At 69.3% G+C, this 17,703-nt stretch carries 11 protein-coding genes and 1 pseudogene; 2 read left to right on the forward strand and 10 right to left on the reverse strand.

The window, feature by feature from the left end; all coding sequences use genetic code 11:
• Nucleotides 1-54: 54 nt before the first annotated feature.
• The 3 genes from GF068_RS37430 to GF068_RS37440 form a co-directional block, all read right to left on the reverse strand.
• Entirely contained in the window at nt 55-1,485 is a 1,431-nt protein-coding gene (locus GF068_RS37430) for a glutamate synthase subunit beta (RefSeq protein WP_153824349.1), read from the reverse strand.
• Nucleotides 1,478-6,052 carry a glutamate synthase large subunit gene (gltB, locus tag GF068_RS37435; RefSeq protein WP_338046732.1) on the reverse strand — a complete coding sequence of 1,525 codons (4,575 nt, stop codon included), beginning with the start codon at nt 6,050-6,052 and terminating at the stop codon, nt 1,478-1,480. The genes GF068_RS37430 and gltB overlap by 8 nt, the downstream gene beginning before the upstream one ends.
• A 134-nt stretch (nt 6,053-6,186) precedes the next feature.
• Nucleotides 6,187-6,975 carry a hypothetical protein gene (locus tag GF068_RS37440; protein WP_153824350.1) on the reverse strand — a complete coding sequence of 263 codons (789 nt, stop codon included), beginning with the start codon at nt 6,973-6,975 and terminating at the stop codon, nt 6,187-6,189.
• Nucleotides 6,976-7,199: 224 nt separating this feature from the next.
• Here GF068_RS37440 and GF068_RS37445 point away from each other — a divergent pair, with 224 nt between their 5' ends.
• Both GF068_RS37445 and GF068_RS37450 read left to right on the forward strand, forming a co-directional pair.
• A complete protein-coding gene (locus tag GF068_RS37445; RefSeq protein WP_153824351.1) occupies nt 7,200-8,162 on the forward strand; it encodes an NmrA/HSCARG family protein in 963 nt (320 codons plus the stop codon).
• A 101-nt stretch (nt 8,163-8,263) separates the two neighbouring features.
• Complete coding sequence (locus tag GF068_RS37450; RefSeq protein WP_153824352.1) at nt 8,264-10,318, forward strand: DUF2169 family type VI secretion system accessory protein; 2,055 nt, start codon at nt 8,264-8,266, stop codon at nt 10,316-10,318.
• Here GF068_RS37450 and GF068_RS37455 read toward each other — a convergent pair.
• The 7 genes and pseudogenes from GF068_RS37455 to GF068_RS46650 all read right to left on the reverse strand — a co-directional run bounded on the left by GF068_RS37455 (nt 10,272) and on the right by GF068_RS46650 (nt 17,413).
• Nucleotides 10,272-11,393: a DNA/RNA non-specific endonuclease gene (locus tag GF068_RS37455; RefSeq protein WP_153824353.1), complete on the reverse strand. Its 1,122-nt coding sequence runs from the start codon at nt 11,391-11,393 to the stop codon at nt 10,272-10,274. The genes GF068_RS37450 and GF068_RS37455 overlap by 47 nt on opposite strands.
• Nucleotides 11,390-12,223: a DUF4123 domain-containing protein gene (locus tag GF068_RS37460; protein ID WP_153824354.1), complete on the reverse strand. Its 834-nt coding sequence runs from the start codon at nt 12,221-12,223 to the stop codon at nt 11,390-11,392. Before GF068_RS37460 ends, GF068_RS37455 begins: the two co-directional genes overlap by 4 nt.
• Nucleotides 12,224-12,285: 62 nt before the next feature.
• Nucleotides 12,286-12,555, reverse strand: a pseudogene (locus GF068_RS37465) (PAAR domain-containing protein); the annotation flags it as partial.
• A 16-nt stretch (nt 12,556-12,571) separates the two neighbouring features.
• Nucleotides 12,572-14,608, reverse strand: a complete 2,037-nt coding sequence (locus GF068_RS37470) for a type VI secretion system Vgr family protein (protein WP_153824356.1) — start codon at nt 14,606-14,608, stop codon at nt 12,572-12,574.
• 1 nt (nt 14,609) lies between these two features.
• Nucleotides 14,610-15,311, reverse strand: coding sequence for a hypothetical protein (locus tag GF068_RS37475; RefSeq protein WP_153824357.1), 702 nt, complete (start codon nt 15,309-15,311; stop codon nt 14,610-14,612).
• A 9-nt stretch (nt 15,312-15,320) separates the two neighbouring features.
• Nucleotides 15,321-16,085 (reverse strand): tetratricopeptide repeat protein, encoded by a 765-nt coding sequence (locus GF068_RS37480; protein ID WP_153824358.1) that lies wholly within the window; start codon nt 16,083-16,085, stop codon nt 15,321-15,323.
• 11 nt (nt 16,086-16,096) lie between these two features.
• Entirely contained in the window at nt 16,097-17,413 is a 1,317-nt protein-coding gene (locus GF068_RS46650) for a serine/threonine-protein kinase (protein WP_338046733.1), read from the reverse strand.
• Nucleotides 17,414-17,703 lie beyond the last annotated feature (290 nt).

Consider the following 17,703-nt stretch of genomic DNA (forward strand, 5'->3'; position numbering starts at 1 on the left):
AGGGCACACTCGTGCGGGGCGCGGCCCCAGGACGCATGAACGGTGCCTCGACCGTCAGCGATCGGGCGAGCTTCGCAAAAACCCATTCACCGCCCGCGCCGCGTCCCGCCCCTCGCGGATCGCCCACACGACGAGGGATTGACCACGACGCATGTCCCCGGCGGCGAACACCTTCGGGTTCGAGGTGCGGTGCGCGCGCGTGTCGGCCTTGACGTTGCCACGCGCGTCGAGCTCCACGCCGAGCTCTTCCAGCATCCCCGCGCGGACCGGGTGCAAGTACCCGAGCGCGAGCAGCACGAGATCCGCTGGGACGTCGAATGCGGATCCCGGGATCTCCTCCGCCCGGAGCGCGCCGCTCGGGCCCTCGTTCCAGGCGAGCCGCACGGCGTGGAGGACCTCGACCCGGCCGTCCTTGCCGGAGAAGCCCTTCGTCGCGATGGCAAAATCGCGTGTACAACCCTCCGCGTGGGAGCTCGACGTGCGGAGCTTCATCGGCCAGTACGGCCACGTGAGGCTCTTGTTTTCCTGCTGCGGCGGCTCGGGCAAGAGCTCGAAGTTCGTGACGGATCGCGCGCCCTGTCGCACCGCGGTGCCGATACAATCCGACCCGGTGTCGCCGCCGCCGAGCACCACCACGTCCTTGCCCGTCGCGAGGATCTGCCCCGGGACACGGTCGCCCGCGAGCACCTTGTTCTGCTGCGTCAGGTACTCCATCGCGTAATGGATCCCGCCGAGATCCCGCCCCGGCACGTCGAGCGCCCGCGGCGCCTCCGAGCCACCCGCGAGCACGACCGCGTCGAATCCATCGAGCAGCTCCTTCGCCGGAATCGTCACGCCGACGTGCACGCCCGTCCGGAACACCACGCCTTCGGCCTGCATCTGCTCGATGCGGCGATCGACGTGCCGCTTCTCCAGCTTGAAATCGGGGATCCCGTACCGGAGCAATCCGCCCGGCCGATCGTGCTTCTCGAAGACGGTGACCTCGTGCCCTGACCGCGCGAGCTCCTGCGCGCAGGCGAGCCCCGCCGGACCCGAGCCCACCACGGCGACATGCTTGCCCGTCTTCTTGCTCGCGGGCTTCGGGACGATCCAGCCCTCTTGCCAGCCGCGGTCGGCGATCGATTGCTCGATCGTCTTGATGGTGACCGGCTGATCGTTGATGTTCAGCGTGCAGGCCGCCTCGCACGGCGCCGGGCAGACGCGCCCCGTGAACTCGGGGAAATTGTTCGTCGATTGCAGGACCTCGAGCGCCTGGCGCCACTTGCCGCGATAGACGAGGTCATTCCAGTCGGGGATGACGTTGTTCACGGGGCAGCCGTCGTGGCAAAACGGGATGCCACAATCCATGCAACGCGCGCCCTGCCGGCTCACCTCGGCGGGCGCCATCGGCAGGACGAGCTCCTCGTATCGCTTGATCCGCGCGGGGACCGGCACGAGCTCCGGCTCCTTGCGCGGGATCTCCAGAAAGCCCTTCACCTTACCCATGGGTCACGACCTCCGTCACCACCTCGGCAGGGGGCTCCGCCGCGCGGGCCTCCTCGGCCCTCTGCTCGGCGAGCGCGCGGCGGTATTCGTGCGGCATCACCTTGACGAAATGCGCTCGGTAGGAGGGGAAATCGTCCAGGATCGCCCGCGCCCGCGCGCTGCCCGTGTAAAAAAAATGTCTCTCGAGCAGGCCCTTCAAGAGCTGCGCGTCCTCCTCGACCTGCTCGAGGGCCACCATCGAGAGGTTGCACCGGAGCCGGAAGTCGCCGGTCATGTCGAGCACGTAGGCCACGCCGCCGCTCATGCCCGCGGCGAAGTTGCGCCCGGTCTTGCCCAGCACGACGACCGCGCCGCCGGTCATGTATTCGCAGCCGTGATCGCCGATGCCCTCGACGACCGCGGTCGCGCCGGAGTTGCGCACGGCGAAGCGCTCGCCCGCGACGCCGCGGAAGAAGACCTCGCCCGAGATCGCGCCGTAGAGCACGGTATTGCCGACGATGATGTTCTCCTCCGGCACGATGGGGCAATCCCGCGGCGGGTACGCGATGATGCGCCCGCCGGAGAGGCCTTTGCCGACGTAATCGTTGGCCTGGCCCTCGAGCTCGAGCGTGATGCCCTTCGCGAGGAACGCGCCGAAGCTGCCGCCGGCCGTGCCACGCGTGCGGATCCTTATCGTGTCGTCCGCGAGCCCGGCGTGCCCGTAGCGCCGCGCGACCTCGCCGGAGAGCATCGCGCCGACGGCCCGGTGGATGTTGCGGATCGGCACGTCGAACGCGACGGGGACCTGGTTGACGAGCGCCGGGAGCGCCTCGTCGATGAGGCGATGATCGAGGACGTGCTCGAGGCTGTGATCCTGCCGCTCGGACCAGCGGATCGACACGCCCGGCGGGGCCTCGGGTCGGTAGAACACGCGCGAAAAATCGAGGCCCTTCGCCTTCCAGTGGGCGATCCCGCGGCGCATGTCGAGCTTGTCGGAGCGGCCGACCATCTCGGCGAAGGTGCGGAAGCCCATCTTCGCCATGTACCGGCGCACCTCCTCGGCCACGAAGAAGAAATAATTGACCACGTGCTCGGGCTGCCCGGCGAAGCGCTTCACGAGCTCGGGATCCTGCGTGGCGATGCCGACGGGGCAGGTATTCAGGTGGCATTTGCGCATCATGATGCAGCCCTCCACCACGAGCGGCGCCGTCGCGAAGCCCATCTCGTCGGCGCCGAGCAAGGCCGCGATCACCACGTCCCTGCCCGTCTTCATCTGCCCGTCGGCCTGCACGGCGATGCGGCCGCGGAGGCGGTTCAAGACGAGCGTCTGCTGCGTCTCGGCGAGCCCGAGCTCCCAGGGCCCGCCCGCGTGTTTGATCGACGAGAGCGGCGAGGCGCCCGTGCCGCCGTCGTGCCCCGAGATGGTGACGTGATCGGCGTGCGCCTTGGCCACGCCCGCGGCCACCGTGCCCACGCCGATCTCGCTGACGAGCTTCACGCTGATGCGCGCCTTGGGGTTCACGTTCTTGAGGTCGTGAATGAGCTGCGCGAGGTCCTCGATCGAATAGATGTCGTGGTGCGGAGGCGGCGAGATCAGGCCGACGCCGGGCACGGAGTGCCGGATCTTGGCGATGTATTTCGAGACCTTGTGCCCCGGGAGCTGGCCGCCCTCGCCGGGTTTGGCGCCCTGGGCCATCTTGATCTGGATGTCGTCGGCATTGACGAGGTACTCCGTCGTGACCCCGAAGCGCCCCGCGGCCACCTGCTTGATCGCCGAGCGCATCGAGTCGCCGTTCGGCAGCGGCACGTAGCGGGCCGGATCCTCGCCGCCTTCGCCCGTGTTCGACTTGCCGCCGATCCGGTTCATCGCGATCGCCAGCGTCGTGTGCGCCTCCCGGGAGATCGAGCCGAGCGACATCGCGCCCGTGGAGAAACGTTTCACGATCTCCGAGGCCGGCTCCACCTCGTCGAGCGGGATCGGTCGCTCCGATTCCTTGATCTCGAAGAGCCCGCGCAGCGTCATCAGCCGCTCGCTCTGATCGTTGATGAGCCGCGCGTACGCCTCGTACGTCGCGGCGTTGCCCGACCGCGTCGCGTGCTGGAGCTTTCCGATGGCGTCCGGCGTCCACATGTGGGCCTCGCCGCGGGCGCGATAGGCATAATCGCCGCCGGCGTCGAGCGTGTCTCCACCGTTCGTGGTATCGCCGAACGCGAGCCGGTGCAGGCGCACGGTCTCCTCGGCGATCTCCTGCAATCCGACACCCTCGATCACGGTCGCCGTCCCCGTGAAGTATCGGTCCACGAAGGCCGAGGCGAGCCCGACGGCCTCGAAGATCTGGGCGCCGCAATACGACTGGTAGGTCGAGATGCCCATCTTGGACATGACCTTGAGCAGCCCCTTCGCGATCGCCTTGATGTACCGCGCGCACGCCTCCTCGGCCGTCATCCCCGGCGGCAGGAGGTCCCCGAGCGTCGCCAGCGTCGCGAACGCGAGGTTCGGGTGGATCGCCTCCGCGCCGTAGCCCGCGAGCAGCGCGAAATGGTGCACCTCGCGCGCCGAGCCCGTCTCGACCACGAGCCCCGTCCGCGTCCGCAGGCCCGCCCGCACGAGGTGCTGGTGCACGTCGCTCACCGCGAGCAGCGCCGGGATCGCGATGTGATCCGGGCCGATGTCCCGGTCCGACAGGATCAGGATGTTCACGTTGCCGCCGCGCACCACGTCCTCGGCGTCGGCGCAGAGCTTGGAGAGCGCGGCCTCCATCCCGTCGGCGCCCCATTCCGAGGGATAACAGATCGAGAGGACCACCGACCGAAAATGCCCTTTCGTGAGCTCCTCGGCGCGGTGGAGCTTCTCCATGTCCTCGAACGTGAGAATGGGCAGGTGGACCTCGAGCCGCATGTTCGGCCCGCTCTCGTCGAGGGCGAGGATGTTCGGCCGCGGGCCGATGAACGAGACCAGGCTCATCACCGTCTCCTCGCGGATCGGGTCGATGGGCGGGTTCGTCACCTGCGCGAAGAGCTGCCGGAAATACCCGTAGAGCGGCTTCGGCCGATCGGAGAGCACCGCGAGGGGCGTGTCGTCGCCCATCGAGCCGATGGCCTCCTCGCCATGCGCGGCCATCGGCGCGAGCAGGAGGCGCAGATCCTCCTGCGTGTACCCGAAGGCCTGCTGCCGATCGAGAAGCTTGTCGCCGTCGGGCACGGACACGTAGTCCGGCATCGGGATGTTCTCGAGGCGGAGCTGCGTGCGATCGAGCCATTTCTGGTAAGGCCGGTGCTTCGCGAGCTTCGTTTTGAGCTCCTGATCGTCGATGATGCGCCCCTCGCCGAGGTCGATGAGCAACATCTTCCCCGGCTGCAGGCGCCATTTCTTGACGATCTTGCGCTCGGGGATGTCGAGCACGCCCGCCTCGGAGGCGAGGATCACGTAGTCGTCGTCGGTGAGCACGTAACGCGCCGGGCGCAGGCCGTTGCGATCGAGCGTGGCGCCGATCTGCCGGCCGTCGGTGAACGCGATGGCCGCGGGGCCGTCCCAGGGCTCCATGAGCGCCGCGTGGTACTCGTAGAAGGCGCGGCGACGCTCGTCCATCAGCGGGTTACTGGCCCACGCCTCCGGGATCATCAGCATCATCGCGTGCGCCAGCGAATACCCGCCGAAGTAGAGCAGCTCGAGGGCGTTGTCGAACGAGGCCGAGTCGGACTGGCCGTCGTAGATGAGCGGCCAGATCTTCTGGAGGCCGTCGCCGAGCAGCTTCGATTCGATGTTCTGTTGCCGCGCGCGGATCCAGTTCACGTTGCCGCGTAACGTGTTGATCTCGCCGTTGTGCGCGATGAGCCGAAACGGATGCGCGAGGTCCCACGAGGGGAACGTGTTCGTCGAGAAGCGCTGGTGCACCATGGCGAGCGCGGACTCGACCGCCTTGTCCTTGAGGTCGACGTAGAACTCGCCGACCTGGTGCGCGAGCAGCATCCCCTTGTACACGATCGTTCGTGCTGAAAACGACGGCACGTAGAACTGTCCCGCGCGCGAGAGCCGAAGCGCGCGGATGGCGTGGCCCGCGCGCTTGCGGATGATGTAGAGCTTGCGCTCGAAGGCCTCGACGTCCGGCGTGGAGAGGCCTCGCGCGACGAAGACCTGCCGGATGACGGGCTCGCTCGCCTTGACGCCTTCGCCGAGGCCGCTGCTGTCGACGGGCACGTCGCGCCAGCCGAGGACCTCCTGGCCTTCGGCGAGGATGGCGCGCGCGACCTCGTGCTCGCAGGCGGCGCGCGCGCCGGGGTCCTGCGGGAGGAACATCATGCCGACGCCGTACTCGCCGGGCTCCGGGAGCGTGATGCCAGCGAGGGCGCACTCACGTACGAAGAAGGCGTGGGGGATCTGCAGCAGGATGCCGGCGCCGTCGCCTTGCAAGGGGTCGGCGCCGGTGGCGCCGCGGTGGGTCAGGTTCTTCAGGATTTCGAGGCCTTGCGCGACGATCGTGTGGCTCTTCTTGTCCTTGATGTGCGCGATGAACCCGAGTCCACACGCGTCATGCTCGTTCCGCGGATCGTACAGGCCCTGGCGAGGCGGCGGCGCCTTGTGCTTCACAACCCACGATCCTACGGCCCTCCGCCGCGGAAGCACAGTCCATCGTGCTGCGATGCAGCAAAATCTTTCCTTCCCTGGTGCGGCGCGCCACGGGCTTCGACCCGTTGCGCCATCTTCCAGGACGGACGACCCCTTCAACCGCCGAGCAGGATCCCCACGCCGGCCGTCGCGCCGAGCCGGACGGAGAATTCATTTTGTGCTTCGCCGGAGATGGGGTTGAAGCCGGATCCGGCCCTGCGTGTCGCGCTGATCACGAGCTCGGGCGCGGCGCGGAGGTAGACGTAGCGGTGGAGCCGCGCGACGAGGCCGAGCTCGGCGATGCCGCGGAAGTTTTGGTTGCTCCAATCGACGCTGCGTCCAGGGGCGGTGCTCTCGAAGTTGGTGTAGCCGCCGGAGTAGCCGAGCGTGAGGCGCGGCCAGAGCGCGAACGACGTGCCGAGCGGGATCACGTACCCGACGCGGGGCGCGATGGCGAAGCCGTAGCCGCTGCCCTTCGAGCGCTGCACCTGTCCATTGAAGTCGAGCTGCTCCCCCTCGCCGGTCCCGTAGGAGGCGGCGAGCGTGGCGCCGACGGAGAAATGGCCGCGTACGAAGACGTCGAGCGAGGGCGAGATCCACATCGTGTCGGTGGTGCCCTTGTGGCCGCCCGGCTGCCCAGGGTTGCGGAGCGTGGTGGACGAGGAATACCCGAGGATGCCGCTGTAACCCACCCCGAGGCTGCCCGCGCCCATGCCCACGGGCAACACGAGGGGATACCCGAAGCGGCTGCCGCCGACGCTGAGCGCGACGATGTCGTCGAAGGCGACCTGACCACGTCCTCCGAAAGGCTTCGCGGGCTCCTCGGCGCGCGCGGCGGAGGTCCCGAGAAGCGCGGCGAGCGCGGGGAGGAAAGACAGGACGAACAGGGCACGAGGTGCGGGCATGGAAGCTCCTTTGGGTGCGAGGGCCCGAGCGGGCCTCGCGGGGAAAACACGGGCGGAGGAGCGGCGTTCCTGTCGTGAAATTGCTCGTCAAAATGTCGGAAAACGTGGCCCCGTTTGCCTTTTGATCACGGGGCCGGCCGGCAGGGCGTGTCGGAGCGGCGAGACGTGTCTTCCGGTCCCGGGCAAACCATGCCAGCATGCGCGTCGAGGAGGAGAAGGATTTGATGAGCTCGAAGAGACGCGTCCTTGCCGTCGTCGGCGCCACGGGCGCGCAGGGCGGGAGCCTGGTCCGCGCCATCGCCGCCCATCCGAGCGGCGGTTTTCAGGCGCGCGCCATCACCCGGAACGTCGACGCGCCCGCCGCGAAGGAGCTGCGCGCGCTCGGCGCGGAGGTCGTCTTCGGCGACGTCGACGATCCGGAGAGCATCCGCCGCGCGTTCGAGGGCGCGTACGGCGCGTTCTGCGTCACGTTTTTCTGGCAACACGGCTCTCCCGAACGCGAGACCGAGCAGGCGCGCGTGATGGCCACGGCGGCGCGAGATACGCGCCTCGAGCACGTGATCTGGTCGACGCTCGAGGACACGCGCAAGTGGATGCCGCTCTCGGACGAGCGTATGCCGACGTTGCACGGGAAATACAAGGTCCCGCATTTCGACGCGAAGGGCGAGGCCGACGCGATCTTCACGTCCCTCGGCGTCCCCACGACGTTCCTCCTCACGTCGTTTTACTGGGAAAACTTCAAGCACCCCGGCATGGGCCTGCTGCGTGATCACGAGGGGCGCCTGGTCCTCGGCCTGCCCATCGGCACGGCCAAGCTGCCGGGGGTCGCGACGGAGGACATCGGCCGCACGGCGTACGGCATCCTCGAGCGCGGCGCGGAGATGATCGGTCAGCGTACTGGCGTCGCGGGCGAGCACCTCGGCGGCAGCGAGATGGCGGCCGCGTTCTCGGCGATCGCGGGGGAGGACGTGGAGTACCGGGCCATCGAGCCGGAGGTCTACAGGCGCCTCCCCTTCCCCGGCGCCGACGATCTCGGGAACATGTTCCAGTTCAAGCGTGATTTCGAGGCCGATTTCCGCGGCGCCCGGGACGTCGCGCGCGCCCGCGCCCTGAACCCGAACCTCCGCTCGTTCGCGGGCTGGCTCGCGGAGAACCAGGGCCGCATCGCCATTCCGCCGCGCGGCTGAGGATCCTGCCCGAGCCACGACGCCCAGGGCGAATTCGCATTTCGAGCGCGCTGGCCGTATCGCCGGGGCGCCACGCGCGCGCATTCGTGATACGCTGATTCATGCTTGTTGATGGGGTGGCCGCAGTCTCGCCCCTCCCGGGCGCCGACGCGGGTGTCGTGGCGTTTCGTACGGGCGGCGTCTTGCACGCGACGGTGATCACGAAGGCGACGTTTGCCTTCGCGCCCGACGCGCCGATGTCGCGGGTCGATCCACAGCCGATCCTGCGGGAGGAGGTCCACCACGGGGACAACCCCGCGAGGAGCGTGCGTTTCACGAGTGATCTCGTCCCCTATCTCGCGCGCGCGGACGTGCTCTTCACGGGGCACGGATATGCGCCGCCGGGCGAGCCAAAAGAGCGCGTCACCACGCGGATCGTGGTCCGCGCAGGCGAGCGGGTGCTGCTCGACAAATCCCTCCTGCTGAAGGACACGCGTGGCTTCCAGAAGATGCCCATCGTGTACGAGCGCGCTTTCGGTGGGCCGGATGTCCCGGACAACCCCCTCGGGATCGGCGCGGGTATCGACGAGGGCGAACCCACCGTCGTTTCCCCGGAAGGCGCGAGGCGCCCCGCCGGCTTCGGGCCGATCGCGCGCGCCTGGCCGCTGCGCAAGCGCCTCCTCGGGGCGACGCCGCGAAGCACGCTCGAAGGCCGGATCGCCGAGATCCCCCCGCGGTTCGACGGCTCGTATTTCCAGGCCGCGCCGCCCGATCAACGGATCGATTTCCTGCGTGGAGACGAGCACCTCCTGCTCGAAGGGCTGCATCCCTCCCTGCCGCGGCTCGCGACGCGCCTGCCCGGCGCGCGCGGGGTGGCGCGTCTCTTCGGCCTCTCGGCCTTTGGTATCCCCGAAGGCCAGCCCATGCAGCTCTGCACGGATACCCTGCGGATCGACGGGGACGAGCAGCGCTGCACCGTGGTTTGTCGGAGATGGATACAGCTTCCCCACGAGGAGGCCCTCGACGCGCTGCGTGTCGTGGCCGGCGTCGAGGTCGCGGGCGAGCCGGCGGCGTGGTTCGAGCCGCAGCGACGCGCGGCGGGCCCGCCCTCCTCGGGCAAACCCGCGCACGCGCCCGCCTCGACGCTGGCCCTGCCGCCCGAAGTGGAGCACGCGGCGCCTCCGGGGCCGGCGCTCCCCTTTCGAACGAGCCCCCCGTCCACGCGGGGGTCCGAATTCGCGGCGCCGCCTCGCCTGCCCCTCCCGCCGCCGAGCGCCCTTTTTGCCTCGAATGCAGCGGCGGAGACGACGGCGGCGCCGGAGGTGCAACCTCCGGCGTTCGCCGCGGCCTCGCAGGAGCAGGCCGCTCCAGCGCGGATGCTCGATCTGTTATGGTTCGACGCGCGGAGCTTGCCGCGAATCCGCAAGCAGCCTGCGTGGCGCAAGATCCTGGAGGCGCTCGCGGACGAGCCCCTGGATCCCGATATCGACGATCCCGATCTCGGGCTCGAACCTGCGGAGGTCGAGGAGCGGCGCGAGATCTTCGAGGTGATGGCGCACGGGGAGCCGCTCGGCGAGCAGGCCATCCTCTCGGCGTTGCGGTCCGCCGTCCGCAAGGATGGTCGGTTCGTCGCGCCGCTCGTGCTCGTGGAGGGCGAGCTCGTGATGGCGTTCGACGATATCGAGGCGCTCCGCGCGCTCGTGGCGGTCGTGGGGCCTCTGGCCGGCGGCGACGAGCGCTCGAAGGAGGCGGTCGCGGCGGCGCGGGCGTACCTCGGCGCGGCGGATCCATTGCGCGATCGGGCGGCGGCGCGTGAGCTCGCGGCGGCGATCGAGGCGGCGTTCGCGCAGGCGAAGAAGCGCTCGGCGGCGCCGGCGGAGGTCGCCTCGCGGGTCGAGCGGATCCTGCTCGAGAACCGCTGTTACGAGCGGCGTGCCGTGCTCGGCGCCCGGCATTTGCGGGCGAGCTTGCGGCTCCCGTGCGCGGATCGGGAGGTGCCCGTCTATGTGCCGGAGGCGCTCGCGGAGGTGCTGCCGATGTTCACGAGGTTCTCGGTGCGAATGGTGGCAGAGGCGCACTTGCCGGCGGAGGAGCGAGACGGACATCCGGTGGCGCTCCGGGCGGTGGGGATCACGCGGGTGGGCCGCGGCGAGGGCGCTGGGAGCGTCGCGCGTTGAGCGCCGCCTCCGCCTGGATTTGCGGCGTCACGCTGTTCCGTTTCTCGTTGTTGTGCTGGGCGCTCGTCACCATGGCATTGCTGTAGGCGTTTGATCCGTTGTGCGCCTGCGGCCACGTGTGATCGACCTGCGGCGCCGCGTGCGTGCTGCCGTCGAGCAGCGTGCCGGGGGGGCGTCCCGGCGGCGCGGGCCACGACGTACGGGCAGGGTCCGCGGGAGACTCCGACATCACGAACCCCGTTCCATTGAGGATGCGGTTGTGGGCGAGGATGAGGTCCCGCTGCGCGGGTGTGAACGGCGCGCCATTTTGCAGGACCACGTTTTCCGCCGTCGTCCCTGCGAAGGCGCCCCTCGCGTGCAGGTAATCGAGGATGGCGTGCGGGCCGGGTTCGTTCGGGAGATTGAGCAACATGCCCGAAGGATCCCGGAGCGCGTGCGCGCTGAACCCCGAATTCACGAAATCGTCTCGATGCTGGGTGATCAGCTCCTCGAGCCACCGGTCCTCGGCCCGCTGCGCCGCCGGGGGCGTGGGCACGAACCAGCCCTTGTGGCGCTGCACGAAGATGCCGTGGATCTCCTCCTCGACCTTCACGTGAAGGCGCACGGGCACGCGTGGATCCTGCGCGTCGTCGTAGCCGAGGTCGATGGTCACGCGCACCGGGCCGCCGCGGGCTCGCACGATCTCGTCGATCGCGCCCTCGAAGTTGCTCCATTCGGTCCGATTGAACCCGGCATAGGCCGGGACCAGGTTCTCCCCGTCCTTGCTCCCGCCCCACCGGTGCGCGACGAGGTGGAATCGATCCATGTGGAAGACCATCGGATCGGCCGCGCCGTCGGGCCCCACGAGCGCGAGCGGCGCTTCGAGCTCCTCGCGCGCGCGCTTTTGTCCCCGCGCCGCGCCCGCGCCGAGCTCGAAGGTCACGCTCGAAGGGCGCTCGCGTGTTTGTCCCTGGTACACGAACGAACGCCGCTGGTACACGGGATCTCCGCGGAGCCGCGTGGGGCCACGCGCGCACCGCTCCACGCTCGGCTCTCGGACCTGCCATTGCTCCATCTGATCCGCCGTGAACCTCATGGCGACGCCGGGCGCGAGGCGCGGAGGACCTCGCCCGCTTCCCCCTCCATCCAAAAAGCCTCGACGATCGAGCCGAACATCTCCCCTCGCTGTCGCATGTTGCTCATCGCCAAGAATCGCCGGAGCACGCGCGGATCCTGAAATCGGAAATAGAGCCGCTTCGTCTCCCCCTCCGCCTCCACCATCGAGAGCCGCCGGAGGTGCCGGCGCACCTCCGAAAGCGGACGCGGGCTCGTCAGATACACGCCCCAGCTCTCGCCCCAGCCCTCGGCGAGCAGCCGCCCGAGCAGCGCGCTCTCCGGCGACAGGCGCACGAGATACGGGGACACCTCGCCGAGCGCGTCGCCTCGCGTGCCCTCGTAGAGCGATCGGTATTCGTCGACCGATTCACGCAGGAGCTCCCGTATCCGCAGGTCACGAGCCGCGTCGACGAGCGCGAACAGCGGTGTTTTCTGCGCCGCGAGCGCCACACGCGCCTCCTCCTTGCGCGAGGCCACCTCGGGCGGATCCGAAGGTCGCGGGCGAGAGGTCGCTCCCTCGAAGGAGACCATGAAGACCGTATCGCCCGCGCGGATCCACGACGCGTGCCTCGCGTCCGCCTCGCGCACCGGCTGCCCATCGAGCCACGTCCCCGTATCGCTCCCCAGATCCCGCACGCGGCACCACGCCCCGTCCCACGACAGCTCGAAATGGAGCCCCGACATCCGGCGGTCGTGCGAAACCACGAAATCGGACAGGTCCGTTCGCCCCACGCGCAAGCGCTGGCCGGGCGTGAGCGCGGCCCTCTTCGACGCGAGCCGCCCCCATTGCACCTCGAGGATCACTCGCATGGCTCGCAGAGCGGCGTCCCCTGCTGCGCCGCGCGCTCGAGCGCGCGCGACTGCGCGGACGAGCCAATGAGCACATTGGGGCACCCCATCGTGATCGTCCCCCCGCGCGCCGTCGGATCCCCGAGCCGCGCCGCGGGCCGATATCCAATGAGCACCGTCGCTTCACCCCCGACGATCACGTCCGGCGGCCCGGCGCACGTCGCAGCGTCGCCCACGCGCGCCGCGGGCATGAACCCGATGAGCACCCGCGGCTCGCACGGACCCGCGACGGGCCCTCCCGCTGGCATTGCGGGACAAACATGCAGATCCGTCACGCGCGCTGCAGGCGGCATCGTCTCCCTCCTCGGTTCACGGCGCGCCTCGGCCGGGCACGTCCACCACCGCCTCGAGCGCGTCCTCGGGCGCATCCGGGCGGGCTCCGCTGCCCGCCCCGGGCGCGCCGCCGCTGTTGATGCGGACCATGTTCCCCACGATGGAGACGCCGCTCGGATCGATTCGAATGAACCCGCCGGGGCCCTTGAACGTCAGGTCGAGCGCGCCCTCGATCACGACCGACGTCCCCGCCGCGAGGTGAACCTCCCTCCCCGCCTCCATCGCGTGGTCTTGCTGCACGTTCTCGTGCCGGCTCCCGCCCACCGTGACCGACACCTTGCCCTCGATCTGCCGGCGCTCGTCGCCCCGCACGTGCAGATCGCTCCTCCCCGCGACGAGCTCCTTCTTCTCCGCCCCGATCACGAGGTCCTGGCGCCCGCCGACCACCATTCGATGGTTTCCCTCGATCCGCTCCTGCTGATCGTTCAGGACCCGCAAAAAGAGGTCCCGCTGCGCCTGCACGTACACGAGCTCCTTGCCCTTCGCGTCCTCGAACATGATCTCGTTCGAGCCGCCCCCGCCCGGCGACGACGCGCTCTTCAGCGCGCTCCGCGTCTTGTGCTCGGGGAGCTTGTAAGGCACGAGGTTCTTCCCATTGAACACCCGCCCCATGACGATCGGCTGATCCGGGTCTCCGCCGAGGAAGCCGACCAGAACCTCCTGCCCCACGCGAGGAAGGGTGATGGAGCCGAACCCCGTGCCCGCCCAGCCCTGGCTCACGCGTATCCAGGAAGAGCTGTCGTCGTCGTGTTTGCCCTCCCGATCCCAGGGGAACTGGACACGGACGCGGCCGAACTCGTCGGTATGAATCTCCTGCCCGCGCGGCCCGACCACCACCGCGCTCTCCATGCCCAGCGCCTTCGGCTTCGGCGTCACCATGGGCGGCCTGTATGAATCGGCCGCGAACACCGCACGGCCGGTCATTTCCCACTCCGTCACGACGGAGCCCGAGAGGCAGAGCTCGGTGACCAGGAGCCGCTGCTTTGCGAGGCCCTGGTGCGGGTGATCCTGGATCACGAAGACGACGCCCGGCGAGAGGATCATCGAGTTCGTCGCGTACGTGATCACCCGCTTCTCGTGCCGCTCCGCCTGCAGGCTCTGCGTCGCGCGGGTCGCGCCAAAACCCTCGTCGCGCCGCGTGATTCCTTTGTCATCGGCGGCTGGGGTGGCGGAGGCGCCCTTCGTGTCCTCGACGAGCAACGCGCCCGGGCGGAAATGAAATTGCTCGTAGCGGTGCTCCGGGTCCTTCGCCCGGGGGGCCTCGCCCTGGATGGTGAAATCGGGGCGCCGGAAATCGTGGTCACGCAAGACGTAGGCGCCGGGCCGCACGTGGTGGCTCATCTGCACGGCCGTGACGTATTCCTTCGGGGCCGTGCGGTTCGGCGAGTCGTCGAAGGTCAAGGGCGAGCGCGGATGGGGTTTTCCTGCGGCGAGCGCGTCGGAGAACTGGAGCATGGTGCCGGCGCCGTCCTCGTCGGGGAACGTGTACGCGATACCCGCCTCCTCCAGCAGCCGCGACAGGAACGCGAGCTCGCTCTCGCCATACTGCACCCGGTACTCGAGCCGGGGATGAGCCCCCCGATCGATGGCCCATTTGTGCTGGATGTTCCATTCGCCGAGCACCCGGTCGACGATGTCCGGGATGGAGACGTGCTGGAAGACCCGATACCCGGTCCGCTGCCCGAGCACCCACAGCTTGGGCATGATCGTCAGCGTGTAGGTCGACTCGCCGGTCTCCGAATCCTCGACGCGGACCTGCTCGATATGGGTGCAGATGCCCTCCCACCGGCGCCGGGCCTGGCCAATGGAAAAGTGGTCTCCGCGCTCCATCAGGAAGGCGGCGCCTTTGCCCACGATGCCCTCGAGGTCGATGCTCGCGTCGTGGGAGCGCGCCAGGATCGAGACCTCGAACGGCTCGGAGATCGCCTCGCGCACCGAGAACGTGCGGACGGACAGCTCCTCCCGCGGGGATCTCGGCTTGTGGGACTCGAAAAGCAAAGACAGGCCGCGCATTTCATTCCTCCGAGGCGGCGGGGACCGCTGGACAGGCGAGCGAGGGCTCCGCGCAGCCGAGGCCGAAGGCGTCGACGAGCAGGCCCGAGCGCCCGTGGATTCCCCGGGCGATCTGGTTCGGTGGGCAATGGATGGGTTGGAAGACGTCGCCTTGATCGTCCGGGCCGCCGAGGGAGGGCGTGTGCGTGGTCTCCCCGAGCCGCGTCGTCGGCGCCTCGGGCGGACCCTCGACGTGAAGGGACGCGCAGACGAGCGAGATCCGGAGCAGGATCGGCCGTGGATCGTTGGGATCGTAGAGGACCGTGCTCCCCTCGAATCCAGCGACCGCGGCCCCCGGCGGGCATACCTGGGTTTCCGGCTCCTCGGAGCCCATCACCCCGCGCACGTTCGGTATGATCTCGGCAGGCGTGAGGGAGATCGTGTAGGGGTGGGCCTCGGAGACGCGCATGGCCGCACAAATGGCGCTGATCCCCGCGATGGTGATCCCATTGACGCCGCCCCGCAGGCCCACGAGGACCTCGCCCTCCGGGCATACGTCCTCGAAGGGGCTCCCCCCGTGGCTCCCTTGCGTGGCCGTCGCGGTCGAATCGGAGAAGCTCGGCGCACACGGCTCGAACTGGAGCGCGTCGATCTCCGTGATCGTATTGCAGCCGAGCGCCCCCGAGAGGAGGAGCACAGGCGTTGCCCTCGAAGCTACGTACATGGCCGTCCTTCAATAATGAAATTCGAACGTCGCCCGCCCGAGCCCCACGTGGACACGAAGATCGTCCGCCTCGCCCCCGGGGCGCAGGACCAGCAAGGCCACGCCGGCCGCCGCCGCCGCGCCTCCCACCACGAATGCCACGGTGGAGACATTGCCGAGCAGCCGCGCCTGCTCGGCGTTGTCCCGGTCGGCCGCGAGGCAATGATTGCCCTGACAACGCGCCCGGATGTCGTCCACCTTCGAGAACGACAGCGCCCCGGTCACGGCCCCGACCCCGACCCCCAGGACGCCGAGCCCCAGCGTGGCGACCCCGGGGACGATGGATCCTTTCGGCCGCGCGGGCGCCACCTTCACTTTCGTCTCCTTCCTGGATCGCGCGGCGATCTCCGCCTCGACCTCGGCGATCCCTCGCTCGGCGTCCTTTCGCGCCTGCACGAAGGGAGGCGGCGCGTCCTTCGGCAGAGGCTCGGCGAGCACCTCCTCGTACAGCGCCTTCGCCGCGACGAGGTTGCCGAGCTTGCGCTGGCAATGCGCGATGTGCACGCGCAACGTGGGCGCCGGGAAGAGCCGCTCTGCCTCGCGGAACTCGTCGCAGGCCTCCTCGAATCGCCCGGCGCGGTAGGCCTCGAGCCCCTTGTGCGCATGTTCGAGCGCGAGCGCGCGATTGTCCTGCACGGTCGTCGTCCCCGGCGGCTGCTCCTCGGCCTCCCCACGCGCGGGGGGGAGCGTGAGCAGGAGGGCGGGCACGAAAGGAAAGATCCAGCGAATACGCATGATCCACCGATTCAGAAGCCAAAGGTCGGATCCCGCGTGGGCGCGGGCGGAGGCGGCGAAGCCGGCTTTGCCGGCCGGGAGCGGCTCGGAGGCGCCTTTCGAGGCGCGTCCGGTGGTGTCGTCGCGGAGGGCGCCGATTCTGTGGCTGTGGGCGGCGCGGGGGTTGATTCCGTCGCGGATACGCTCGGCGCGGGCGCCGCCGATTCGACGGGCGGAGGCGGCGCGGGCGCGGCGGGTGGCGCGGCGACGCTCGTCTCGGGCGGCTCGCGCGGAGCGGACAAACGATAGAGGGCCAGGGCGCCGAGCCCGAGGACCATCGAGACGAAAAGCGCGAGCGCGAGCCTGGTGGCCCGCGGGCGGCTGCTTCCGATCGTCGTGGCGACCCCGGGCACCGTGGGCGCGCGTGGCGGCAATGGCAATGTCGGCGCGGAAAAGTCGGGCGCCGGGGCCCCGAGGACGGTCGCCTCGAACGTGGCATTTGGGAGACCGGACCGGAGCGCCGTGAGCGCATCGGCGAAGGCCTCCGCATCCTGGAATCGCTCGTCCGGACTCCGCGCGAGCGCCCGCGCGAAGAAACGATCGACCCCGGCAGGCAGATCGGGCGTTATCGTCGTGGGCGGCGGGATCGGCTCGGTGCACACCTCGACGAGCAGGTCGCCGAGCGCCTGGGAGACAAAGGGCGGCCGACCCGTCAGGCATTCATAAAGGACGACCGCGAGCGACCAGAGATCGCTCCGGTGATCGACCCGCCGGCCACGCGCTTGCTCGGGGCTCATGTAACTCGGCGAGCCGAGCAGCATCCCCGTCCGGGTCGTCTGCCCGCCGAGGTCATGCGTGATCCTGGCGACGCCAAAATCGAGGATCTTCACGACAACCTCGTCGCCCTGGCGCGCGAGGAAGACATTGCTCGGCTTGATGTCGCGGTGCACAATCCCGAGCTCGTGCGCGCGCCGCAGGCCCTTGCACACGGGCAGGAGCACGGCAATCGCCGCGGAGAGCGACAGGCGCCCCTCCCGCGCAAGGCACGCCTGGAGATCCTCGCCCTCGAGGAGCTCCATCACCAAAAACGGCGCGCCGTCCGCGACACCATAATCGTGGACCGCCACGACATTCGGGCTCCGGATCTGCGCGCACGCCCGCGCTTCCCTCTGAAATCGCTCGCGCGCGAGCGGCGTATCGACATGCTCCTTCGCCATGACCTTCAGAGCCACGCGCGCGCCAAGCTCGACATGCCGCGCAACCCAGACAGCCCCCATTCCGCCCTTCGCCAGCGGTCGCTCGAGGACATATCTCGAGGCAATGATGTCCCCGCTGTTCAAAGGAAACACCCCTCCCGTCCAACGATCCGATCGAGCGTACGATCAGAGGAGCACGCGGCAAGCCGATTCGGCTTTACGTTCCTGCTTCGCGACGAGCGCGCCGTCCTGGATTTACCATTGACCTGAGCATGGGTCTTGTCTGGCAGGCGCAGAGCCGGGGCGCTGCCCCGGACCCCGCGGGGGCTGTCCGCCCCTCGACCCGGACCAGGGCAAGCCCTGGACCTCAGGTTGAAAAACTGCGCTCCGCGCAGTTTTTCAAACAGGCCGACGAAGAGGCCGTGGCGCCAGCAGAACCAGCC

Origin of the sequence: Polyangium spumosum, assembly GCF_009649845.1 — a bacterium.
GTDB classification, from domain to species: Bacteria; Myxococcota_A; Polyangia; order Polyangiales; family Polyangiaceae; genus Polyangium; species Polyangium spumosum.